General features: G+C 69.2%; 22 protein-coding genes. 15 read left to right on the top strand and 7 right to left on the bottom strand.

Annotated features, from left to right (window positions below):
- Positions 1–42: 42 nt before the first annotated feature.
- The 10 genes from V8J38_RS02350 to V8J38_RS02305 all read left to right on the top strand — a co-directional run bounded on the left by V8J38_RS02350 (position 43) and on the right by V8J38_RS02305 (position 10224).
- Entirely contained in the window at positions 43–249 is a 207-nt protein-coding gene (locus V8J38_RS02350; RefSeq protein ID WP_291778589.1) for a NepR family anti-sigma factor, read from the top strand.
- Positions 246–848: a sigma-70 family RNA polymerase sigma factor gene (locus tag V8J38_RS02345; protein WP_312219402.1), complete on the top strand. Its 603-nt coding sequence runs from the start codon at positions 246–248 to the stop codon at positions 846–848. The genes V8J38_RS02350 and V8J38_RS02345 overlap by 4 nt, the downstream gene beginning before the upstream one ends.
- 50 nt (positions 849–898) lie before the next feature.
- A complete protein-coding gene (locus tag V8J38_RS02340; protein ID WP_338577735.1) occupies positions 899–2617 on the top strand; it encodes a sensor histidine kinase in 1719 nt (572 codons plus the stop codon).
- Between the two features lie 48 nt (positions 2618–2665).
- Positions 2666–2803, top strand: a complete 138-nt coding sequence (locus V8J38_RS02335) for an entericidin A/B family lipoprotein (RefSeq protein WP_003169829.1) — start codon at positions 2666–2668, stop codon at positions 2801–2803.
- A 138-nt stretch (positions 2804–2941) separates the two neighbouring features.
- On the top strand, positions 2942–4072 hold the full coding sequence (gene ald / locus V8J38_RS02330) for an alanine dehydrogenase (protein WP_338577734.1): 1131 nt from the start codon (positions 2942–2944) through the stop codon (positions 4070–4072).
- A gap of 47 nt (positions 4073–4119) precedes the next feature.
- Entirely contained in the window at positions 4120–5175 is a 1056-nt protein-coding gene (gene obgE / locus V8J38_RS02325) for a GTPase ObgE (RefSeq protein WP_338577733.1), read from the top strand.
- 51 nt (positions 5176–5226) lie between these two features.
- Complete coding sequence (gene polA, locus V8J38_RS02320) at positions 5227–8127, top strand: DNA polymerase I (protein ID WP_338577732.1); 2901 nt, start codon at positions 5227–5229, stop codon at positions 8125–8127.
- Between the two features lie 20 nt (positions 8128–8147).
- Positions 8148–8456 (top strand): GNAT family N-acetyltransferase, encoded by a 309-nt coding sequence (locus V8J38_RS02315; RefSeq protein ID WP_338577731.1) that lies wholly within the window; start codon positions 8148–8150, stop codon positions 8454–8456.
- Positions 8457–8509: 53 nt separating this feature from the next.
- A complete protein-coding gene (locus tag V8J38_RS02310; protein WP_338577730.1) occupies positions 8510–9733 on the top strand; it encodes an NAD(P)/FAD-dependent oxidoreductase in 1224 nt (407 codons plus the stop codon).
- Between the two features lie 146 nt (positions 9734–9879).
- Positions 9880–10224 (top strand): zf-TFIIB domain-containing protein, encoded by a 345-nt coding sequence (locus tag V8J38_RS02305; protein ID WP_338577729.1) that lies wholly within the window; start codon positions 9880–9882, stop codon positions 10222–10224.
- Between the two features lie 13 nt (positions 10225–10237).
- Here V8J38_RS02305 and V8J38_RS02300 read toward each other — a convergent pair whose 3' ends face one another.
- A complete protein-coding gene (locus V8J38_RS02300; protein WP_338577728.1) occupies positions 10238–11965 on the bottom strand; it encodes a hypothetical protein in 1728 nt (575 codons plus the stop codon).
- A 216-nt stretch (positions 11966–12181) separates the two neighbouring features.
- Here V8J38_RS02300 and V8J38_RS02295 point away from each other — a divergent pair, with 216 nt between their 5' ends.
- The 5 genes from V8J38_RS02295 to V8J38_RS02275 all read left to right on the top strand — a co-directional run bounded on the left by V8J38_RS02295 (position 12182) and on the right by V8J38_RS02275 (position 15698).
- Positions 12182–12889 carry a response regulator transcription factor gene (locus tag V8J38_RS02295; protein ID WP_291778555.1) on the top strand — a complete coding sequence of 236 codons (708 nt, stop codon included), beginning with the start codon at positions 12182–12184 and terminating at the stop codon, positions 12887–12889.
- Positions 12858–14468, top strand: coding sequence for an ATP-binding protein (locus tag V8J38_RS02290; protein WP_338577727.1), 1611 nt, complete (start codon positions 12858–12860; stop codon positions 14466–14468). Before V8J38_RS02295 ends, V8J38_RS02290 begins: the two co-directional genes overlap by 32 nt.
- Positions 14465–14932, top strand: a complete 468-nt coding sequence (locus tag V8J38_RS02285; protein ID WP_338577726.1) for an HPr kinase/phosphatase C-terminal domain-containing protein — start codon at positions 14465–14467, stop codon at positions 14930–14932. Before V8J38_RS02290 ends, V8J38_RS02285 begins: the two co-directional genes overlap by 4 nt.
- 77 nt (positions 14933–15009) lie before the next feature.
- Positions 15010–15414, top strand: a complete 405-nt coding sequence (locus tag V8J38_RS02280; RefSeq protein ID WP_025976949.1) for a PTS sugar transporter subunit IIA — start codon at positions 15010–15012, stop codon at positions 15412–15414.
- Positions 15411–15698, top strand: coding sequence for an HPr family phosphocarrier protein (locus V8J38_RS02275; RefSeq protein WP_291778539.1), 288 nt, complete (start codon positions 15411–15413; stop codon positions 15696–15698). Before V8J38_RS02280 ends, V8J38_RS02275 begins: the two co-directional genes overlap by 4 nt.
- On the opposite strand, the gene mnhG is transcribed toward V8J38_RS02275, so the two are convergent.
- Genes mnhG through V8J38_RS02245 form a run of 6 tightly spaced genes read right to left on the bottom strand, consistent with a single transcriptional unit; the run spans position 15658 to position 21745 of the window.
- Positions 15658–16089: a monovalent cation/H(+) antiporter subunit G gene (gene mnhG / locus V8J38_RS02270; RefSeq protein ID WP_291778536.1), complete on the bottom strand. Its 432-nt coding sequence runs from the start codon at positions 16087–16089 to the stop codon at positions 15658–15660. The two genes, V8J38_RS02275 and mnhG, sit on opposite strands and share 41 nt — an antisense overlap.
- A complete protein-coding gene (locus V8J38_RS02265; RefSeq protein ID WP_291778532.1) occupies positions 16086–16367 on the bottom strand; it encodes a K+/H+ antiporter subunit F in 282 nt (93 codons plus the stop codon). Before V8J38_RS02265 ends, mnhG begins: the two co-directional genes overlap by 4 nt.
- Positions 16364–16861, bottom strand: a complete 498-nt coding sequence (locus V8J38_RS02260) for a Na+/H+ antiporter subunit E (protein ID WP_338577725.1) — start codon at positions 16859–16861, stop codon at positions 16364–16366. Before V8J38_RS02260 ends, V8J38_RS02265 begins: the two co-directional genes overlap by 4 nt.
- The gene (locus V8J38_RS02255; RefSeq protein WP_338577724.1) at positions 16858–18453 is read right to left on the bottom strand and encodes a monovalent cation/H+ antiporter subunit D; all 1596 of its coding nucleotides are present in this window, start codon (positions 18451–18453) and stop codon (positions 16858–16860) included. The genes V8J38_RS02260 and V8J38_RS02255 overlap by 4 nt, the downstream gene beginning before the upstream one ends.
- Positions 18450–18794 (bottom strand): Na+/H+ antiporter subunit C, encoded by a 345-nt coding sequence (locus tag V8J38_RS02250; RefSeq protein WP_291778524.1) that lies wholly within the window; start codon positions 18792–18794, stop codon positions 18450–18452. Before V8J38_RS02250 ends, V8J38_RS02255 begins: the two co-directional genes overlap by 4 nt.
- Positions 18791–21745: a monovalent cation/H+ antiporter subunit A gene (locus V8J38_RS02245; protein ID WP_291778523.1), complete on the bottom strand. Its 2955-nt coding sequence runs from the start codon at positions 21743–21745 to the stop codon at positions 18791–18793. The genes V8J38_RS02250 and V8J38_RS02245 overlap by 4 nt, the downstream gene beginning before the upstream one ends.
- Positions 21746–21999: the final 254 nt, after the last annotated feature.

Raw genomic sequence — 21999 nt, 5'->3', positions numbered from 1 at the left:
CTACAGGCGTTTCAACTGGCTTGGGCGGCAGCCGTAAACTCGATGATCAACACCAAGGACACCCCCGCTCACCCCGACGGGACACCGTCGCGCGATCGAGGGCTTGAAGAGGTTCGCCTGCGTCAGCAGGCGATCGGCGTGAAGCTGCGCCACATGTTCGACGAGGTCGTGAACGAGCCCGTCCCCGACGAGTTCCTCGAGATTCTCAGACGCGCGGATCAGGCGTCTTCCTCCAAGGAGGGACAGTGACCAGCACTCCATCCCGGCCCCCGTCGGCCGACGACGGCGCCTTCAAGGCCGAACTGGTCACCCTGATCCCCCATCTGCGCGCTTTCGCCCGCACACTGACCGGCGACCCGACCTCGGCCGACGACTTGGCCCAGGAAGCCATGATGAAGGCCTGGGACGCGCGCGCCAGCTATCAGATGGGCACCAACATGAAGGCCTGGACCTTCATGATCCTGCGCAACCAGTTCTATTCGGAAAAGCGGCGCTCCTGGCGCCAGACCCAGCTGGACCAGGAAGCCGCCGAGCGCACCCTGATCGCCGTCGACGATCCCGAGGCGCCCGTCGCCCTGGACGAATTGCGCCAGGCGCTGCAGACCCTGCCCGAGGAGCAGAGGGAGGCGCTGATCCTCGTCGGCGCCGGAGGCTTCGCCTATGAGGAGGCGGCTGAAATCTGCCAGTGCGCCGTGGGCACGGTGAAGAGCCGGGTGTCCCGCGCCCGCAAGGCGCTGCAGGCCACGCTGGAGCGCGGCGGCTACACCCGCGACGGAAAGTCCGCCGGGGACGCGATGCGGTCCATCCTGGCCGACGCCGACAGGCTGAGCGGCTCCGGGCGGCGCTAGTCGTGCTGCGGGTCGGCCGGCTTCTGGGGCGAAAGCTCGGAAGACCCAGCGTGCAGGGAATCCGGTTCCGCCTCGGCGTCGCCATGGCCATCGCCCTGCTGCCCATCCTGCTGCTGGCCGCGATCCAGACCGAAGCCGGCTTTCGTCGCCAGGCGGCCGAACAGCGCATCGACCTGCAACTGGCCGCCGATCGCAGCGCCGCTCACGCCAAGAACAATATCGACAGCACCGTGGTGCTGTTGCACGCCCTGGCTCCAGAGGGCGTCGGCTTCTACTGCGGGCCGCGCCTGACGGCCCTGGTCGATCGGATGGACAGCATCGTCGCCCTGGCCCGCTTCAGCCCCACAGGCGAGCCCGTCTGCGCCTCGCGCGACGCCCGCCCGCCCACGGCGGCCCAGGTGCGCGAACGGGCCTGGTATCAACGGCTGCGGCGCGGCGAGAGCGTGGCCATGGAATGGACGTCCGGCCAGCCGAACGCCCTGCTGGTAGGGGTGCGTTCCGAACGTCCCATGGGCGCCTTCCAGGGCGCGATGGCCGCCGTCCTGCCGTTGTCGGCGCTGCAGCCGGACATCCGCGACCCCGCCCTGCCGCTCGGAGCCCAGGCCGCGGTGATCGATACTTCCGGCCGGGTGCTGACCGCGACCGACCCCGCGGCCTTCCAACTCGATGATCCCCAGGCGATCGCCGCCTGGGCCGCCCAGGCCGAGCGTGGCGACACCGCCCTGTTCGAGGCGAAGGACGCGCGCGGCCGTCGTCACGTCTATGCCGGCGCGCCGTTGTCGGGGCGCGACGTCTTCGTCCTGCTGTCCGCGCCCGCGCCCGGCCTGCTGTCGTGGGCGCGGCTGAATCCGTTCGGCACCCTGCTTCTGCCGCTGGGCGCCTGGCTGGCGACCTTCGCCGCCGTGATGCTGCTGTCGGAACGGATCGTCGTGCGCTGGCTCGGCTATCTGGAGCGGGTCGCCGCCATCTATGCGCGAGGCCGCTTCTCGGTCCGCCCCGTGCAGGCCGAGCACGCCCCGGCCGAGATCCGCGTCCTGGCCCGCACCCTCGGCGTCCTGGGCGACAACATCACCCGGCGCGACAAGGCCCTGCTGGAAGCCCTCGACGAGAAGGACGCGCTGATGCGCGAGATCCATCACCGGGTGAAGAACAACCTGCAGATCATCTCCTCCCTGCTGTCGATGCAGCAGCGGGCCGTGGCCGACCCCAGCGCCCGCGCGGCCCTGGGGGACACGCGGCAGCGGATCGCCGCCCTGGCCCTGATCTATCGCATCCTCTACCAGAGCGAGCACGTCCGCGAGGCCGACTCCGAGACCTTCCTGCGCGAACTGGTCGGCCAGTTGATCGCCGGCGAGGCGGTGCGCGGCCCCCTGGTGACCACGACGATCGAAGCCGATCCCCTGGTCATCGACCCCGACAAGCTGGCGCCCCTGGCCCTGTGGGTGGTCGAGGCCGTCTCCAACGCCCAGAAGCACGCCTTCGCCGGGCGCGGCGGCGACCTTCAGGTGCGCTTCCGCGTCCGAGGCGACACCAGCGTCCTGGAGGTGCAGGACGACGGCCCCGGCGTGGCCGACGCCGCGGCGGCCGGGGTCGGCCGCACCCTGATGATCGCCTTCGCCAAACAGCTGCGCGGCGAGGCCGAGATCGTCCCGGCGCCCGAAGGAGGCCTGATCGCCAGACTGACCTTCGCCACGCCGGAGGCGCACGGCGGCGCCCAGGTGCGCGAGGTCGCCGCCTTCCGTCTCAGCGGAACCGCCCCTCAAGCGTAGCGTTGTTTCCGGGACGGGCGCCGAGCCCGAAACCTTCAGGAGCTTCCTATGCGCAAACTCATCATTCTGGCTGTCGCCGCCGCCGCCCTGACCACCGCCGCCTGCAACACCATCCAGGGCGTCGGCAGGGACACACAGGCCGCCGGACAAGCCGTCGAAGGCGCGGCCAGGGACGCCAAGAACTGATCCTTCACGGAAGGATCGACGCCCCCGGAACCCCGCCGCGCGCTTCGCCTGGCGGGGTTTTATTTTTCACTGGCGCGACCCTGGCCGCTTGTTTAGCGTCCCCGCGCCCTATGCCAGGGCCAGGACTTTGAAAATAACATGCGCGTCGGCTGCCCCCGAGAAATCAAGACCAATGAACATCGCGTCGGCCTGACGCCGGCCGCCGTGCGCGAGTACGTCGCCCATAGCCACGCCGTCGTCCTCGAGACCGGGGCGGGCTTAGGCGCGGGCTTTACCGACGCCGACTACGTCAAGGCGGGCGCCCGCATCGCGCCGGACGCCCGGACGGTCTTCGCCGGCAGCGACATGATCGTGAAGGTCAAGGAACTGCAGCCGGCCGAGTTCGCCCTACTGAACGAAGACCACATCCTCTTCACCTATCTGCACCTGGCCCCCGACCCCGAGCAGACCAAGGCCCTGCTGGCCTCCGGCTGCGCCGCCGTGGCCTATGAGACGGTGACGGACCGAAACGGCGGCCTGCCGCTGCTGGCGCCCATGTCCGAGGTGGCCGGGCGCATCGCCGTCTTCTCAGCGGCCGAGACCCTGCTCAAGCACAAGGGCGGCTCGGGGCTGCTATTCTGCGGCGTGCCGGGCGTAGCGCCGGCGCGCGTGCTGGTGCTGGGCGGCGGGGTCGTGGGGCTGAACGCCGCACGCATGGCCATGGGTCTGGGCGCCGAGGTGGTGGTGCTGGAACGCTCCATCCCCCGCATGCGCCAGATCGACGAAGTGACCGGCGGCCGGGTCATCACCCGCTATTCCTCCCTGCACGCCATCGAGGAGGAACTGCCCAAGGCCGATGTGGTCATCGGCGCCGTCCTGACGCCGGGGGCCGAAGCCCCGACCCTGGTGCGCCGCGACCAGTTGGCTTCGATGAAGAAGGGCAGCGTCCTGATCGACGTGGCCATCGACCAGGGCGGTTGTTTCGAAACCTCGCGTCCGACCACCCACGACGATCCGACCTATGTGGTCGACGAGGTGATCCACTACTGCGTCGGCAACATGCCCGGCGCCGTGCCGCGCACCAGTTCGGAAGCCCTGAACAACGCCACCCTGCCCTTCGGACTGGCCCTGGCCGACCGGGGACTGGACGCCCTGCGCGCCGACCCGCACCTGGCCAAGGGGCTGAACGTGCTGAAGGGCGAGATCACCCATCCGGCGGTGGGCCAGGCCCTGGGCATGGACTGGCGCGACCCCTTCGGCGTCTGGGCCGATACTCGGGCAAGGGGCTGAATCGCACCCACCTGTAATTCGCCGCGCTTCTGGGCCATAAGGCGCCCATGAAGTTCCTCGATCAGGCCAAGATCTATATTCGTTCCGGCAACGGCGGCGCGGGCTCCGTCTCGTTCCGCCGCGAAAAGTTCATTCCCAACGGCGGGCCGGACGGCGGCGACGGCGGCAAGGGCGGCGACGTCTGGGTCGAAGCGGCCGACGGGCTGAACACCCTGATCGACTTCCGCTACCAACAGCATTTCAAGGCCCAGACCGGGCACCACGGCCAGGGCCGCCAGATGCACGGCGCCAAGGGCGAAGACGTGGTCCTGCGCGTCCCCGTCGGCACCCAGGTGCTGGACGAGGACAAGGAGACGGTGCTCGTCGATCTGGACGAGCCGGGCATGAAGGTGAAGCTGCTGTCCGGCGGCAACGGCGGCTGGGGCAACACCCGCTTCAAGGGGCCGGTCAACCAGGCGCCGCGCCACGCCAACCCCGGTCAGGACGGCCAGGAGCGCTGGATCTGGCTGCGGCTGAAGCTGATCGCCGACATCGGCCTGGCGGGCCTGCCCAACGCCGGCAAGTCGACCTTCCTGTCGGCCGTTTCGGCGGCGCGGCCTAAGGTGGCGGACTATCCCTTCACCACCCTGACGCCGAACCTGGGCATGGTGGACCTGAGCCCGTCGGAACGCTTCGTCATCGCCGACATCCCCGGCCTGATCGAAGGCGCCAGCGAGGGCGCAGGCCTGGGCACCCGCTTCCTGGGCCACGTCGAGCGGTCGGCCAGCCTGATCCACCTGATCGACGGCACGCAGGACGACGTGGTCGAGGCCTATCGCATCATCCGCGGCGAGTTAGAGGCCTATGACGAGGGCCTGGCCGACAAGACCGAGATCCTGGCGCTGAACAAGATCGACGCCCTGACGCCCGAGGCCCGCGAGGAGAAGGCGGCGGCGCTGGAAGCCGTCGCGGGTCGTCGCCCCATGCTGGTGTCCGGCGTCTCGGGCGAGGGGGTGACCGAACTGCTGCGCGCCGCCTGGGCCGAGGTGAAGAAGACCCGCGGCGAGGTCTCGGAAGAAGGCGAGGACGTCATTCCCGAAACGCCGGGCGGCTGGCAGCCGTAATCCATCACATGGCCGGATGACGGGGGCGTCGCCGCCCCCTATGTTCGCGCCATGACCGACGCGACCGCCGAATCCGAAATCCCCGCCCGCCCGCTGACCCAAGACGGGCCGCCCTTGCGGCTGTGGATGATCGACGCCTCGGCCTACATCTTCCGCGCCTATCACGCCCTGCCGCCGCTGACCCGCAAGTCGGACGGCCTGCCCGTGGGGGCGGTGCAGGGCTACTGCAACATGCTGTGGAAGCTGTTGAAGGACATGAAGGGCGAGGACGGCCCGACGCACCTGGTCGCCGTCTTCGACCATTCGGAGAAGACCTTCCGCAACGATCTCTACGACCAATACAAGGCCCACCGTCCCCCGGCGCCCGAGGATCTGGTCCCGCAGTTCCCGCTGGTGCGCGAGGCGACCAAGGCCTTCGGCGTCCACTGCGTCGAAATGGCCGGATACGAAGCCGACGACCTGATCGCCACATACGCCTGCAAGGCGCGCGACGCGGGCGGCGAGGCGGTGATCGTCAGTTCCGACAAGGACCTGATGCAGCTGATCGGCGACGGCGTGGTCATGTACGACCCGATGAAGGACCGCCGCCTCGAAGAAGAGGCCGTGTTCGAGAAGTTCGGCGTCACGCCCGACAAGGTGGTCGAGGTCCAGGCCCTGATAGGCGACAGCGTCGACAACGTCCCCGGCGCCCCCGGCATCGGCCCCAAGACGGCGGCCCAGCTGATCGGCGAGTACGGCGACCTGGATACGCTTCTGGCCCGCGCGGGCGAGATCAAACAGCCCAAGCGCCGCGAGACCCTGATCAACTTCGCCGACCAAATCCGCCTGTCGCGCGAACTGGTGACGCTGGACTGCGAGGCGCCGATTCCCGAGCCGATCGACGACTTCATCATCCGCGACCCGGATCCCGAGGCCCTGTCGGCCTTCCTGGAGATGATGGAGTTCAAGTCGCTGGCCCGCCGTGTCGGCGACGGCAAAACGCCGCAGAAGGAAGGCTCGGCCTTCACGCGCCAGCCCAGCGCGCCGGTCGCCACACCGCGCTATGGCCAGACCGAGGTCGCCGCCCCGGCCGAAATCCACGCCATCGACCTCGACCGCTATGAGTGCGTACAGACGCTGGAAGACCTCGACCGCTGGATCGCGCGGGCCAAGGCGGCGGGCGTGGTCGGCTTCGACACCGAGACGGACGCCCTGTCCTCGACCCACGCCGGGCTGTGCGGCCTGTCGCTGGCGGTCGGGCCGAACGAGGCCTGCTACATCCCCCTGACGCATGAGCATGAACCGACCGGCGACGGCGGCCTGGACTTCGGGGACGGCGGGGACGCCCGTCCGCCCCTGCAGCAGATCGACAAGCCGACGGCCCTGGCCCGGCTGAAGGAGCTGCTGGAAGACCCGTCAGTGCTGAAGGTCGGCCAGAACATCAAATACGACCTCGCCGTCATGGCCCGGCGCGGCGTGCGCGTCGCCCCGATCGACGATGTGATGCTGATCTCCTACGTGCTGGAAGGCGGTCTGCACGGCCACGGCATGGACGAGCTGGCGCGGCTGCACCTCGGCCACGAGCCGATGACCTTCAAGAGCGTGGCGGGGACCGGCAAGAGCCAGAAGAGCTTCAAGCACGTCGAGCTGAAATCGGCCGTCTGCTACGCCGCCGAGGATGCGGACGTGACCCTGCGCCTGCATCGCGTGCTGAAGCCGCGCCTGGCGGCCGAGGGCCTGTCGAATGTCTATGAGACGCTGGAGCGCGGCATGCCCGCCGTCCTGGCCAACATGGAGCGGGCCGGGGTGCGGGTCGATCCGGACCGGCTGCGCTCCCTGTCCTCGACCTTCGGCCAGCGCATGGCCGAGCTGGAGGAAGAGGCGCACAAGCTGGCCGGGCGTCCGTTCAACGTCGGCAGCCCGCGCCAGATCGGCGAGATTCTGTTCGGCGAGATGAACCTGCCCGGCGGCAAGAAGACCGCCAGCGGCCAGTGGGGCACCGACGCCAGCGTGCTGGAGGATCTGGCCCAGAACCACCCCCTGCCCCGCACCATTCTGGACTGGCGTCAGCTGTCCAAGCTGAAGGGCACCTATACCGACGCCCTGGTGGCGGCGATGGACCCGCAGACGAACCGGGTCCACACCTCCTATCAACTGGCGGCCGCGACCACGGGGCGTCTGGCCTCATCCGACCCCAACCTGCAGAACATCCCGATCCGCACCGAGACCGGCCGCCAGATCCGTCAGGCCTTCATCGCCTCGCCCGGCCATGTGCTGATCAGCGCCGACTACAGCCAGATCGAGCTGCGCCTGCTGGCCCACATCGGCGACATTCCCGAGCTGAAGCGCGCCTTCAAGAGCGGTCTGGACATCCACGCGGCGACCGCATCCGAAATGTTCGGCGTGCCGGTCGAAGGGATGCCCAGCGAGACGCGCCGCCGGGCCAAGGCCATCAACTTCGGCATCATCTACGGCATCAGCGCCTTCGGCCTGGCCGCCCAGCTGGGCATCGACCAGGGCGAGGCGGGGGCCTACATCAAGACCTATTTCGAGCGCTTCCCCGGCATCCGCGACTACATGGACAGGACCAAGGCGCTGGTGAAGGAGCAGGGCTTCGTCACCACCGTCTTCGGGCGGCGCATCCACATCCCGGCCATCCACTCCAAGTCCGGCGCCGAGCGCCAGTTCGGCGAGCGCGCGGCCATCAACGCCCCGATCCAGGGCGCCGCCGCCGACATCATCCGCCGCGCCATGATCCGCATGCCGGGCGCCCTGGCCGAGGCCGGTCTCCAGACCCGGATGCTGCTGCAGGTCCACGACGAACTGGTGTTCGAAGCCCCCGAGGCCGAGGCCGAGCGCGCCGTCGCCGTGATCCGCCGCGTCATGGAGACCGCCGCCGAACCGGCCGTGGCCCTGAGCGTTCCGCTGGACGTCGAAGCCAAGGCCGCCGGCAACTGGGACGACGCGCACTAACTCCAACCAAGGACGACGACATGAGCCTGGACCCCGAAATCCGCGACAACGAAGAAGCCAAGCGCTACGAGCTGACGGTCGACGGCGAGACCGCCGTGGTCATCTACAACCCCGTCGCGGGCGGGCGGCTGATCACCGAGACCATCGTGCCGGTCCCGCTGGAAGGGCGCGGGATCGCCAGCCGCATGGCCAAGCACGTCCTGGCCGATCTGAAGGCGAAGGATCTGCTGATCCTGCCGACCTGCCCCTTCTTCTCCAGCTATCTGAAAAAGCACCCGGAATACGCCGATCAGGTGCATCCGACCTATCGGGCCATGCTGGGCCTGTAGGGTATCGCTTCGCGCCCTTCCCTGGCGGGGCCTGCGCCTGCTAGGGCGGGGCGATGAAGTCTTCAGACATCGACGTCCTGATTGTCGGCGCCGGCGCGGCCGGCATGATGTGCGCCATCGAGGCGGGCAAGCGCGGCCGCCGCGTACGCCTGATCGACCATGCCCGCGCCCCCGGCGAGAAGATCCGCATCTCGGGCGGCGGGCGCTGCAACTTCACCAATCTGGGGACGAGCGGCGCCAACTTCCTGGGCGAGAACCCGCGCTTCGCCCTGTCGGCCCTGCGGCGCTTCACCCAGCACGACTTCATCAAGATGGTCGACCGCCATGGCGTCGCTTGGCACGAGAAAACGCTGGGCCAGCTGTTCTGCGACGACAGCGCCAAGCTGATCATCCGCATGCTGACCGACGAGATGAAGGCGGCGGGCGTCACCCTGTCGCTGGGCCTCGGCGTCAAGGCGGTGGAGCGCGCGGGCGAGCGGTTTCAGGTCGATCTGGACGACGGATCGCGGGTGACGGCCGCCTCGCTGGTCGTGGCGACCGGCGGAAAGTCCATTCCCAAGATGGGCGCCACCGGCTGGGGTTATGAAGTCGCGCGGCGCTTCGGCCTGCGCGTCACCGACACTCGGCCAGCCCTCGTGCCCCTGACGTTCGAGCCGGGCCTGCTGGAGCAGCTCAAGCCTCTGGCGGGCGTGTCAGTGGACGCCGTGGTGCGGCACAAGGCGCCCAAGGATGCGGGCGCGGGCCGTCCGGCCAAGGAAACCGTCTTCCGCGAGGGGCTGCTGTTCACCCATCGCGGCCTGTCGGGGCCGTCGATCCTGCAGATCAGCTCCTACTGGCGCGAGGGCGAGGCGATCACCGTCGATCTGGCCCCTGACCGCGACGCCGCCGCCGAAATTCTGGCCGCCAAGACCGAGAACGGAAAGCAGGCGGTCCACACGGCCGTCGGCCACGTCGTGCCGCGCCGTCTGGCCGAGGCCCTGTGCGCGCGCGAGAACCTGTCGGGCAAGCTGGCCGAGGTCGGCGACAAGAAGCTGCGCGCCCTGGCCGAGGCGGTCAACGTCTGGACGGTCAAGCCGGTCGGCTCGGAGGGTTATCGCACCGCCGAGGTCACGCTGGGCGGGGTCGACACCGCCGCCCTGGACCAGCAGACGATGGAGGCCAAGACCGTCCCCGGCCTGTTCTTCATCGGCGAGGTCATGGACGTTACCGGCTGGCTGGGCGGCTACAACTTCCAGTGGGCCTGGTCGTCGAGCTGGGCGGCGGGCCAGCACTGCTGACGGCGTGAAAACAGAGCCTGCGGCGACGCGGCGCGTTGTCGCGCGGACGGGCCCTCCCTACGTCTTTTCCTCTAGCGGGACGGGCCCCTCTGGCGGCGCTTCGGCGGCGTGATGTCGGACCGCTTCAACGACGAAAGAGGATGACGATGCCCCTGCTGATGTGCCCGAACGACAATGCGCCCATGCAGACGCTGGACCGCCACGGCGTCCAGTTCGACATGTGCCCGACCTGCCGCGGCGTCTGGCTGGATCGCGGCGAGCTGGAAAAGCTGATGGCCGCCGCCGCCGATGAAGGCCGCGCCGCCCCACCCGCCGCGCCCGCCTACGCCCCGCCGCAGCAACCGCCCCAGCAGCCCTGGGGAAGCCAGCCGACCTATCGCGAACCGCCGCGTCATCGCGACGACCGCTATGACTACGACCGTCGCCGCGACGACGACTATCACCACCGCAAGAAGAAGAAGCGGCTGGATATCTTCGACATCTTCGACTGACGCGGAAGAGCGATCAGGCCGCTAGGCCGACCGCCTGCATCAGGGGTCGGAGGGCCTGAGCCGCCTGCGGTTCGGCCCCCAAGGCCGCGCGGGTGTCGGGCGCGCGCATCAGCCGCATCGCCTCGGCGCGGGCGCGCTCGGCGACCGGGCCGGTCGGACCGGTCTCGGCCGCCGCCAGACGCAGCAGGGCCGCGAGCTTCTGCGGGATCGGGACAGGCGCGCGGGCGATCTGCGTCGTCAGCCGGGCGTCGGCCTCGACCGCGCCTCCGACCATGCCCAGGGCGTCGACGATGGCCTGGGTCTCGCGCTCAGGCAGGCCGGCGTTGCGCACCGACCGCTGCAGGGCGACCAGCGACAGCAGGCGTTGTCCCGGCGGCGCGGTCTCCGTCGTCAGGCGCCCGCGCATCTCGGTTTCGAAGCGCAGGGAGGCCACGCAGGCGTCCAGCCAGCGCGCCGCCGCCCGCTTGTTGGCGCCGCCCGTGACGTTCTCGCACAGACGGGTCAGGCGCTCCGCCTCGGCCAGGACCGACGTGCAGTCGGACACATAGGCGGCGACGAAATCGGCGGCGACCAGACTGCGCGAGCGTTCGATGAAGGCGGTCTGCACCTCTTCCAGCGTCAGCAGTCGTCCGGCCGTGGCCGTCAGGGCCGTGGCCAGGGCGCGCAGGATGTCGATCTCGCCTACGGCGTCGCCGGGCCGCAGGCGGCGCTGGCTCATCAGCTCGCGCAGCACCATTCGCGCCAGGGCGGCCGCCAGGAGGGGGAATTCGCCCGCCGCCAGCCGCTCGCCCAGTCGCGCGGGCGGACCTTCGACCGGCGGCACCAGCAGAGCCAGGCGCGGATCATGGGCGAGAATGGCGCCGACCTCGCGCGGGGCGACCATCCGCACAGCCGCCGCCAGGCTGGAGCCCTGATCCAGGCCAGGACCCAGAATCTGGGCCAGTCCCGCCCGTGAACCCAGCAGTTCGCACAGGATCTGCTCGACCGAGACGAAGACCAGGGCGCGCGGAGCGCCCTCGACCGGCGCACGGTCGCAGATGTCCATCAGCCGCTCCAACCGCGCTCGCGCCCCGACCAGGCCGCGCAGAGACCCGGCCACCGCCCCGCCCATCAGGAAGGCCCGATCCGGCGCGCCGGCCAGGCCGTGCGCCAGATCGGCCACAAGCTGCGTCTCCAGATCGGCGAACGCCCTGTCTCGACCGGCCTTCAGCAGCCGCTCGATCGCCTGCTCGGCCAGGCGCTGATAGTGGCGCATCAGATCGTGCACCGACTGACCGGGAACGGCCTGAGCCTCCGGCACGGCCACCTTCTGTATGGCGTGTTGCAGCTCCACGCCCGACGCCTCCAGCCGCTCCGCCAGATCCGGGCGATGCAGGAGTTCAAAAGCCGTCGCCGTCTGACGGGCCAGCCAGTCCTCAAGGACCCGGCCGATCGTTTCGCGGCCGTGCGGGGCGTAGAGGTCGTGCACGCCGCGACAGGCCGGGCCGCGCGGCTCGACCGGCGCCGGACGTCTGCGGTTCAGTTCGGGCGCGCCCCGCGTCAGGATGACGACGCTGGCGAACTCCATGGTCTCGGGGTCGAGCGTCTCCTTGGTGACGCGCACCGCCACGGCTTGGCGGTCGCGCATCAGGTCTTCGGCCGTCTCCATGGCGCGGCGGCGATCCTCCGTGGCCTGCGACAGGGACCAGTCGTCCGGCGGCGTGCGGCGGATGTAGATTTCGTAGTGGACAGGACCGGCCATGGCGCCTTCAGAGACAACAAGGCTGCCATCCTGCATCTTCAGGCTTTAAGGCGAGGTTTCGCCTTTTCCTCGCGCGGGTTGAAAGGCAGAGTCATGCAAACCATTTTGCAGTGGCCGTAAAGTCACCGCGATTGCATAGAACGGTTACGCTTGCCGCGCGTTACCGGATAAGGCGGCCGATCAGACGATCGCCCCGCCCGCACTAAGGAGAAGCCCTTGGCTAACATCACCCTGGTCGACGACGACGAGAACATCGTGGCCTCCGTCTCTCTGGCGCTGGAAAGCCACGGCCATAAGGTGACCGCCTATCACGACGGCGCCTCGGGCCTGGAAGCGCTGGAGACCAGCCCGCCCGACCTGGCCATCCTGGACGTGAAGATGCCCCGCATGGACGGCATGGAGGTGCTGCGCCGCCTGCGTCAGACCTCCAGCATTCCGGTCATCATGCTGACGTCCAAGGACGAGGAGATCGACGAGATTCTCGGCTTCAACCTCGGCGCCGACGACTACATCCACAAGCCCTTCAGCCAGCGCCTGCTGATCGAGCGGGTGAAGGCCCTGCTGCGCCGCGCGGGCGTGGAAGGCCTGGATCCGATCGACCCCGCCGCCGCCGAGGCCGGCAAGGCCATCAAGCGCGGCAAGCTGTCGATGGACCCGGCGCGCCACGAATCGACCTGGGACGGCCGGCCGGTGAAGCTGACCGTCACCGAGTTCCTGCTGCTGCAGGCCCTGGCCCAGCGCCCCGGCTTCGTGAAGAGCCGCGACAATCTGATGGACGCCGCCTATGACGATCAGGTCTATGTCGACGACCGCACCATCGACAGCCATGTGAAACGGATGCGAAAGAAGTTCCGCATGGTCGACCCCGAGTTCGACGCTATCGAGACCCTGTATGGCGTCGGATACCGCTACCGCGAGAGCTGAAGCCGAAGACGTCCCGGCGCGGCGCCGATTCCGCTTCGGCGGATCGCGCCTGGGCGGCTTCATCCTGGCCCTCAATCTCCTCAGCCTGCTGATCCTGTTCGGCGGCGCCCTGGCGCTGAACGAATGGCGCCGCGGCCTGATCGAGGCGCGCCAGGAATCCCTGGGCGTCCAGGCCGAGCTGCTGGCCAACGTCCTGGGCGAACTGGGCATCACCCAGGGCGACCCCTATCCCATGCTGGACGATCGCGCGGCCGCCCTGTGGCTGCGCGACAACTTCATTCCGGCCGGACAGCGCGCCCGCCTGTTCGACATGGACGGGATCGAGGTGTCCGATTCCTATCGGGTCAGCGACACCATTCCGGGCGAGCCCCTCCCCCCGGCCCATCCCGCAGGAACCGCCCTGGCGCCCAGCGAGCCGTCCGCGCGTGAGACCGCGCGCCTGGCCCGCGCCGATGCGGAACTGTCCGCCGAGGTCGAACGCGCCCTGCAGGGCGTGCCTCAGGCCGCCATCCGTCGCAATGAAGAGGGCGAACGGGTGGTCTCCGTCTCCCTGCCCGTGCGCCATGTGCAGCAGGTCCTGGGCGTGCTGACGCTGGAGGCGGGTGACGTCAACGAGACCCTGGCCGCCCAGCGCCGCGCCCTGACGCCTTTCGCCCTGGTGGCCCTGGCGGTGAACCTGCTGGCGTCCCTGGTTCTGCACCTGTTCGTGGCGCGCCCCGTGATGCGTCTGTCAGCGGCGGCGGACCAGGTGCGGCTGCAGCGCGCGCGCGCCATCTCCCTGCCCGATCTCGAGGATCGTCGCGACGAGATCGGCGACCTGGCCCGCGCCCTGGAGTCCATGACCGACACCCTGTCGACCCGTATGGACGCCATCGAACGCTTCGCCGCCGACGTCAGCCACGAGATCAAGAACCCCCTGACCTCGATCCGCTCGGCGCTGGAGACCCTGCCGCTGGTCAAGACCGAAGAACAGCGGGCCCGCCTGACCAATCTGCTGCAACAGGACGTGCGGCGGCTGGACCGGTTGATCACCGACATCTCCAACGCCTCGCGCCTCGACGCCGAACTGTCGCGCGATCGCCCGCGCGCCATCGACCTGAACGAACTGCTGGGCGACATCATCGGCGTCTATGAGGCCGGCCAGAAGCCGGGCGAGCCGCCGGTGCGCTTCGCCTCGACCGCCGAGAACGCCCGCGTGGTGGGCCGCGACATTCCCCTGGGCCAGGTGTTCCGCAACCTGATCGACAACGCCCGCTCCTTCAGCCCGCCCGAGGGCGAGGTGAGGGTCCGCCTGGAACGCGACGACAGCCAGCCCGACGTCCCCCTGCGCATCCGCATCGAGGACGACGGCCCCGGCATCCCGGCTGAGAACCTGGAGACGGTGTTCGAGCGCTTCTACACTTCCCGCCCCAAGGGCACGGCCTTCGGCGCAAACTCGGGCCTGGGCCTGGCCATCGTGCGCCAGATCATCGACGCCCACGGCGGACGGGTCCACGCCGAGAACCGCATCGACGCAAACGGCGCCGTGGTCGGGGCCCGCTTCGAAGTGCGGCTGCCCGCGACCGGAAAACGCGCGTGACCCCGCCGCGCCAGCCCCTGCACGCCACAGTCGCCGCCGTCCGCATCGACGACGCCTGGCGCGGCGTCCTGATCCAGGGGCCGTCCGGCGCAGGCAAGAGCGACCTTGCCCTGCGGCTGATGCAGGTCGGCTGGAGGCTGGTCGGCGACGATTGGGTGGACGTCTTCGCCTGCGCAGGCGCCCTCTACGCCGCTGCGCCCGCGACCATCGCCGGGCGGATGGAGGTGCGCGGCCTGGGCGTCGTCAGCCGCCCTTTCCTGCCCTCGACGCGGATCGCCCTCTCGCTGCACCTGACGCATGAACCGGTCGAACGGATGCCCGAGGCGGCCCAGGACGTCATCGACGGCGTCGCCGTGCCGCGTCTGGTTCTGGACGCTCGTCCCGCCTCCGCGCCCCTGGTCGTGGCGGCCGCCATCAACCGCGCCATGAGGGCCGCAGGCCGGCGCGGCGACAGCGCTCTTTGATCCGCGCCGCGATTGCCCTATGAAACGAGGCTTGTCGCTCGTCGAGACGAGCTGGGGATGTCTTTGGTGAAGCCTATATGATCGGGCTGGTGATCGTCACCCACGGGGGCCTGGCCTCCGAATTCCTGTCGGCGATGGAGCACGTGGTGGGGCCGCAGCGCGGCGTCGCCGCCATCTGCATCGGTCCCGAGGACGATATGGAGCGCCGACGCCGCGACATCGTCGACGCCGCCGCCGCAGTCAATGAAGGCGAGGGCGTCATCCTTCTGACCGACATGTTCGGCGGCACCCCCTCCAACCTGGCCATCTCGGTGATGGAGCAGACCGGCGCCGAGGTGATCGCCGGACTGAACCTGCCCATGCTGATCAAGCTGGCCAGCGTGCGCGGCCGTGAAAGCCTGGAAGCCTGCGTGGCCCACGCCCAGGACGCCGGCCGCAAATACATCTCGGTGGCGTCGTGGGTGCTGGCGGGCGAGAAATGAGCGACGTCGTCCCGTCCGCCCAGGCGACCCTGAACATCTGCAACCAGCGCGGCCTGCACGCCCGCGCCTCGGCCAAGTTCGTGAAGCTGGCCTCGGAGTTCGAAGCCGAGATTCAGGTGACGCGCGACGGGGTGACCGTGGACGCCCGCTCGATCATGGGTCTTCTGATGCTGGGCGCCGGGATCGGCTGCGGCGTCGAGGTGAAGGCCGAAGGGCCGGACGCCGCCGAGGCCGTCGCCGCCCTCACCGATCTTGTGGCGCGTCGCTTCGACGAGGATCAGTAGTCAGGTCCGGCGGAGTACGGACCACGCCGGCGCATTCGCCCTCCAGCGGCACCCTCACCCCGTCGCCCGAACGATCGGTGCGGTCGCGGAACAGGGCGGCGCGCGCCAGGATGATCAGCGTCACCGGCGTCGTCACCGTAAAGAAGACAGCCACCAGCAGTTCGACCGGCATGAACTGCCCCTCGGCCGCGGTGAAATAGACCACCGACCCGCCCAGGATCAGGAACATGCCGAGCGTCGCCCCCAGCGTCGGGGCGTGGACCCGCTCATAGAAGGTCTTGAGCCGCACTAGGCCGAACGCGCCCAGGAAGGTCAGGGCGGACCCGGCCAGAACCAGACACGCCGCCAGCAGGGCCGCCCAGGCCGGGACGTTCGCGGGAAATCCGGTCATTCGATCACCTCGCCGCGCATCAGGAATTTGGCCAGGGCGACCGAGGAGGTGAAGCCCAGCATGCCGATGATCACGGCCGCATAGAAATACAGGTGGCTGCCCGTCCGCACCCCGAAGGCGACGACCAGCAGCATCCCCGCCTGATAGAGGGTGTCCAGGCCCAGGATGCGATCCTGGGCGCGCGGCCCCTTGGCGATGCGCCACACGCCGATCAGGGCCGCCCCGGCCAGGAACAACTGCGCCACGACCAGCGCCCAGTAGAAGACGGCGCCGCTCATTCGAAAATCTCCATCAGGCGGCGCTCATAGCGATTCTTGATGCGGTCCGCCCAGTCGTCGCCAGCCTGAAGGTCGAGGATATGCAGCAGGAGCACGCCGGTCGCGTCCTCGTACTCGACCCAGATGGTGCCGGGGGTGCTGGTGATGATCACGGCCAGCACGGCCAGGCCGTATCGATCCCGCATCTCCAGCGGGATGTGCACAAAGCCCGAGACGCGATTCTCGCGCGAGGCGTTCAGCCCCAGGATGACCAGGGCCACCTCCCAGTTGGAGCGGATGATGTCGCGCGTGACGACCATGGCGAAGCTCACCAGGGTCAGCGGCCTTCTGACCCGCACCGGCTCGACCTCGAGAGCGCGCATGATGTGAGGCGCGGCCAGGGCCATCAGCAGGGCCAGAGCCAGGGCGGGCGCCGCAACCGACCCGCTGAGCAGCAGGGAGGCGCCGAACAGGGCCAGCGACAGGATGGGGTGAGGCAGAACCGCCCGAATCATGAGCCGCCTCCCAGCACCGCGCGGACATAGGCGTCGGGGCGCACCAGCCAGTCGGCCGTGTGGTCGGCATAGGCGAAGCCCGCCTCGCCGAAGATCGCCAGGAAGATGCAGGCCGCCAGCAGACCGGCGATGGCCACGCCCTCGGCCGCGCCGACGACGACCGCCGGCTCGGCGTCGTCGTCTCGCGCCCACAGGGCCGCCATGCCCAGGCGCGTCAGCCCGATCAGGGCGCCGAGCGAGGCCAGGGAAAGGGCGGCGATCACCCCATAACCCGCCCAGCCGGCGAGGCCTGACAGGGCGTCCATCATGGCCAGCTTGCCGATGAAGCCCGCCAGCGGCGGCAGGCCGGCGATCATCAGGGTCGAGATCAGGAAGGCGCCGCCCAGAGCCGCCACGGCGGCCGGAATGACCAGGCCGGGCTCATTGCGCTCTTCGTCGTCGAAGGGATCGATATACTCGTCCTCGAAGACGGCGCGGCCCGAGCGCGCGCCGGGATCCTGGCCCCGGTTCAGCACCTCGGCCAGCATGAACAGGGCGCCGCAGGCCAGGGTCGAACCCACCAGGTAGAAGACCGCCCCGCCCAGGACGTCGGCGTTGCCCGTGCCCGCCGCCGCCAGCACCGTGCCGGACGAGACGATAACGGCGTAGGCGGCGGCGATCGACAGGTCTCGCGCAGCGATGATGCCGGCCGTGCCGAAGCCGATGGTCGCCAGACCGCCCAGCAGGATCCACAGTTGCCCGAACCCGGCCGAAGCGCCGCTGTCCGCCGCGAACAACAGGAAGCTGAGGCGGATGATCACATATGCGCCGACCTTGGACAGGATGGCGAAGACGGCGGCCGCCGGCGCGCTGGCGGCCGAATAGGTGGTGGTCAGCCAGAAGCCCAGCGGCCACATGGCGCACTTGGTCAGGAAGGCCACGCCCAGGATCGCGGCGCCGACGTGGAACAGGCCTCGGTCCGCCTCGGCGATCTGGGGGATGCGCACGGCCAGGTCGGCCATGTTGAGCGTGCCGGTGACGCCGTAGATCAGGCTGACCCCGATCAGGAACAGCATGGAGGCCGTCAGGTTGACGGCGATATAGGCCAGGCCCGCCCGAATCCGCGCCTCGCCCGAGCCGTGCAGGGCCAGGCCGTAGGAAGCCGCCAGCATGATCTCGAAGAAGACGAAGAGGTTGAACAGGTCGCCCGTCAGGAAGGCGCCGTTGACCCCCATGACCAGCAGCAGGAACAGGGCGTGGAAACGCGGCCCCGCCCGGTCCCATCGCGCCAGGGCGAAGATCATGGAGCAGGCGCCCAGCACGCTGGTCAAAGCCACCATCAGGGTCGACAGGCGGTCCGCCACCAGGACGATGCCGAACGGCGCCGGCCAGTCGCCCAGCTGATAGACGCGGGCAGTGTCGCCCCCGCCCGTGGCGCCGGTGGCGCTCTCATGCAGCAGGGCCAGGGCCATGGCCAGGATGGCCGCCATGGCGAAGAGGCTGAGACCGCCCTTCAACAGGCGGCGGCGCTCGTCGAACAGCAGCATGGCCGCCGCAATGACCATGGGCAGGACGATCGGCCCGATGATCAGATGTTCCTGCCAGTCGGTCATTCGGGCGCCTCCTGGCCGTCGACATGGTCGCTGCCGGTCTCGCCGCGCGAGGCCAGCAGCACCACCAGGAACAGGGCCGTCAGGGCGAAGCTGATGACGATGGCCGTCAGCACCAGGGCCTGGGGCGTCGGATCGGCGTAGAGGGCCGGATCCTCGGCGCCCTTGCTGGTGATCGGCGCCGCGCCCGAACGCAGCCGCCCCATGGAGAAGATGAACAGGTTGACCGCATAGGAGACCAGCGACAGGCCGATGATGACCTGGAAGGTGCGCGGGCGCAGCATCAGCCACACCCCCGAGGCGGTCAGAACGCCGATGGCGAGGGCCAGAACGATCTGGGTCATTGCGCCCCTCCCTTCTGCTCGGCTTCGGCTTCCGCTTCGGCCTCCTCTATGCGCGCGCGCCGCAGCGACTGGTGCGCCAGGGCGACCAGGATCAGCACGGTGGCGCCCACCACCAGCACCACCACGCCCAGGTCGAACAGCACCGCGCTGGCCAGGGGCACGCGACCCAGCAGCGGCAGATCGGCGTACTGGAAGTAGCTGGTCAGGAAGGGTTGATCGAAGATCCAGCCCACGGCGCCGCTGATCGCGGCGATCAACAGGCCGACGCCGATCCAGATGATCGGGCGGATCTCCAGCCGCTCCTCCACCCAGCGGGCGCCGGACGACATGTATTGTAGGATGAAGGCGATCGACAGCGCCACCCCCGCCGCGAAGCCGCCGCCGGGCAGGTCATGCCCGCGCAGGAAGAGGTGCACCGCCAGCAGAATAATGAAGGGGAACAGCCAGCGCATCACCACGCCGGGGATCATCATGGTGTCGCTGAGGGTGTCGCCTTCGCTGCGGCCCTCGCGAGCGCGGTCCGACGCATCCTGGACCCGCTTCTGCATCGGCTGGGACAGGCTGTCGCTGGCCGGACGGAAGCGACGCAGCAGGGCCAGAACCGTCAGGCCGACGACGCCCAGGACGGTGATTTCGCCGAAGGTGTCGAAGGCGCGGAAATCGACCAGGATGACGTTGACGACGTTGCGGCCGCCCGCCTCCTCATAGGCCCGCTCGACGAAGAAGCGCGACACGCCCTCGACCGGCGGGCGCACCATGACGGCCCAGGCGATCAAGGCCGCGCCGGCCCCGGCGCAGATGGCGATCACCCGGTCCAGACGACGACGCCAGCGGGCGCGGCGCTGCTCGGACTCGGGCACATGGATCTCGGCCAGGCGCTTGGGCAGCCAGCGCAGGCCCAACAGCAGCAGCACCGTCGTCACCACCTCGACCACCAGCTGGGTCAGGGCCAGGTCGGGCGCCGACAGCCAGACGAAGGTCAGGCAACTGGCCAGGCCCGCCCCGCCCATCAGGATGACGGCGGCCAGGCGGTGATATTTGGCCTGCCAGGCGGCGGCCAGGGCGCAGGAGCCGCCCGCCAGCCACAGGGCGGCGAAGGCCAGGTTGTGCGGCTGGGGAACACGGAACTCGGGCCAGGTCAGGACGAAGCCGCCCGCCGCCGCCACAGCCGCCGACAGCAGGGCCGTCAACAGGATCAGCCGCAGCTGCGGCTGCAGGCGCTGCGCGCCCAGATGGCGCACGATCCACTGCGACAGGTCCATGAGGATGACCTGGGACCTTTCGAACAGATAGCCGCCGTTCAGCCGCTTCATGCCCCAGGGGCCGCCGCGCGGATTGGCGTTCAGCGCCTTGCCGAACACGACATAGAGGCCGATCCCGCCCGCCATGGCGATGACGCTGAGCAACAGCGGCAGGTTGAAGCCGTGCCACAGGGCCAGGCTGTAATAGGGGAGGTCGAAGCCGAGCATGGTCACGGCGGCGCTGCGTAGGAAGGGCCCGACGGTGACCGCCGGAAACACCCCGACCAGAAGGCACAGGGCCACCAGCACCTCGACCGGACGCCGCATCCAGCTCGGCGGCTCGTGCGGAACGCGGTCCAGCTCGGTCGGCGGCGGGCCGAAGAAGGTCGTATGGATGAAGCGCAGCGAATAGAGGACGCTGAAAGCGCTGGCCAGGGTCGCCAGCACCGGCAGGGCCTGGTTCAGCGCCGAGGTCTGGGTGCTGGCCAGGGCCTCGGCCAGGAACATCTCCTTGGACAGGAAGCCGTTCAGCAGGGGCACGCCCGCCATGGCGGCCGCGGCGACCATGGCCAGGGTGGCGGTGATCGGCATGAAGCGGATCAGGCCGCTGAGCTTGCGCATGTCGCGCGAGCCGGCCTCGTGGTCGATGATGCCCGCCGCCATGAACAGCGAAGCCTTGAAGGTCGCGTGGTTGATGGTGTGGAAGATGGCGGCGATGGCGCCCAGGTCCGACCCCAGCCCCAGCAGCAGGCAGATCAGGCCCAGGTGGCTGATGGTCGAATAGGCCAGCAGGCCCTTCAGGTCGTGCTGGAAGATGGCGCACCATGCGCCGACCAGCAGGGTCGTCAGCCCCAGGCCGCCGACCACGAAATACCACATCTCGGTCTCGCCGAAGACGGGCCAGAACCGCATCAGCAGAAAGACGCCCGCCTTCACCATGGTGGCCGAATGCAGATAGGCGCTGACCGGCGTCGGCGCCGCCATGGCGCGCGGCAGCCAGATATGGAACGGAAACTGGGCGCTCTTGGTCAGGGCGCCGATCAGGATCAGACCCAGGGCGACCGGATAGAGGGGGCTGGCCAGGATGACGTCGCGCGCGGCGATGACGGCGTCCAGCTCATAGCTGCCGACGATCCGGCCGATCAGAATCATGCCGACCAGCAGGGCGACCCCGCCGGTGGCGGTGATGGTCAGCGCCATGCGCGCGCCCTCGCGCGCCGAGGCGTTCTGGTGCCAGTAGCCGATGAGCAGGAAGGAAAAGAGGCTGGTCAGCTCCCAGAAGACGACCAGCTGGATCAGATTGCCCGACAGCACCACGCCCTGCATGGCGCCCATGAAGGCCAGCAGGAAGGAGAAGAAGCGCGGCACCGGATCCTTCGGCGACATGTAGTAGCGCGCATACAGGACGACGAGCGCGCCGATCCCCAGGATCAGGGCGCTGAACAGCCAGGACAGGCCGTCCAGGCGGATGGTGAGATTCACCCCAAGCGACGGCAGCCAGGCCAGGGTCAGCTTCAACACCTCGCCGTCCTGGAACCTGGGCCAGAGCACCGCCAGACAGCCGACGCTGATCAGGGCGATGATCCACGACAGGACGGCCGCAGAGGTCCGCGCATGACGCGGCAGCCCTGAGGCGATCATGGCCCCCAGAAAGGGCAGGACGAGAATGACGAGCAGGAGGAAGCTGGCGGGCACGGGCGTGTCGATCATCTCCGATGGGTTGTGGGGCGGCGCCCGAAAGACTGCGGATCGCGCCTTTTCGTTCTGCCAGAGTTTTTCCTAAGGGAAATGACGCGCTTGCGTCAAAGCGACGAGTTGGCGCGATTGTGACCGTAGCAGGAGCGATTGAGGCGCGAAAACCATCACATTGCGCTCGACAATCATTGTCAACACGCACGGGCGCGCCCGCAGATGCGGAACGCCCCCCGCTCCGACCGGGGAACGGGGGGCGTCTTCAGTTCAGA

The organism is Brevundimonas olei, from assembly GCF_037055245.1.
In the GTDB taxonomy this organism is placed as follows: domain Bacteria; phylum Pseudomonadota; class Alphaproteobacteria; order Caulobacterales; family Caulobacteraceae; genus Brevundimonas; species Brevundimonas olei.
Note: the sequence above shows the minus strand (reverse complement) of the source record. Positions and strands in the feature narration are given on the sequence as shown.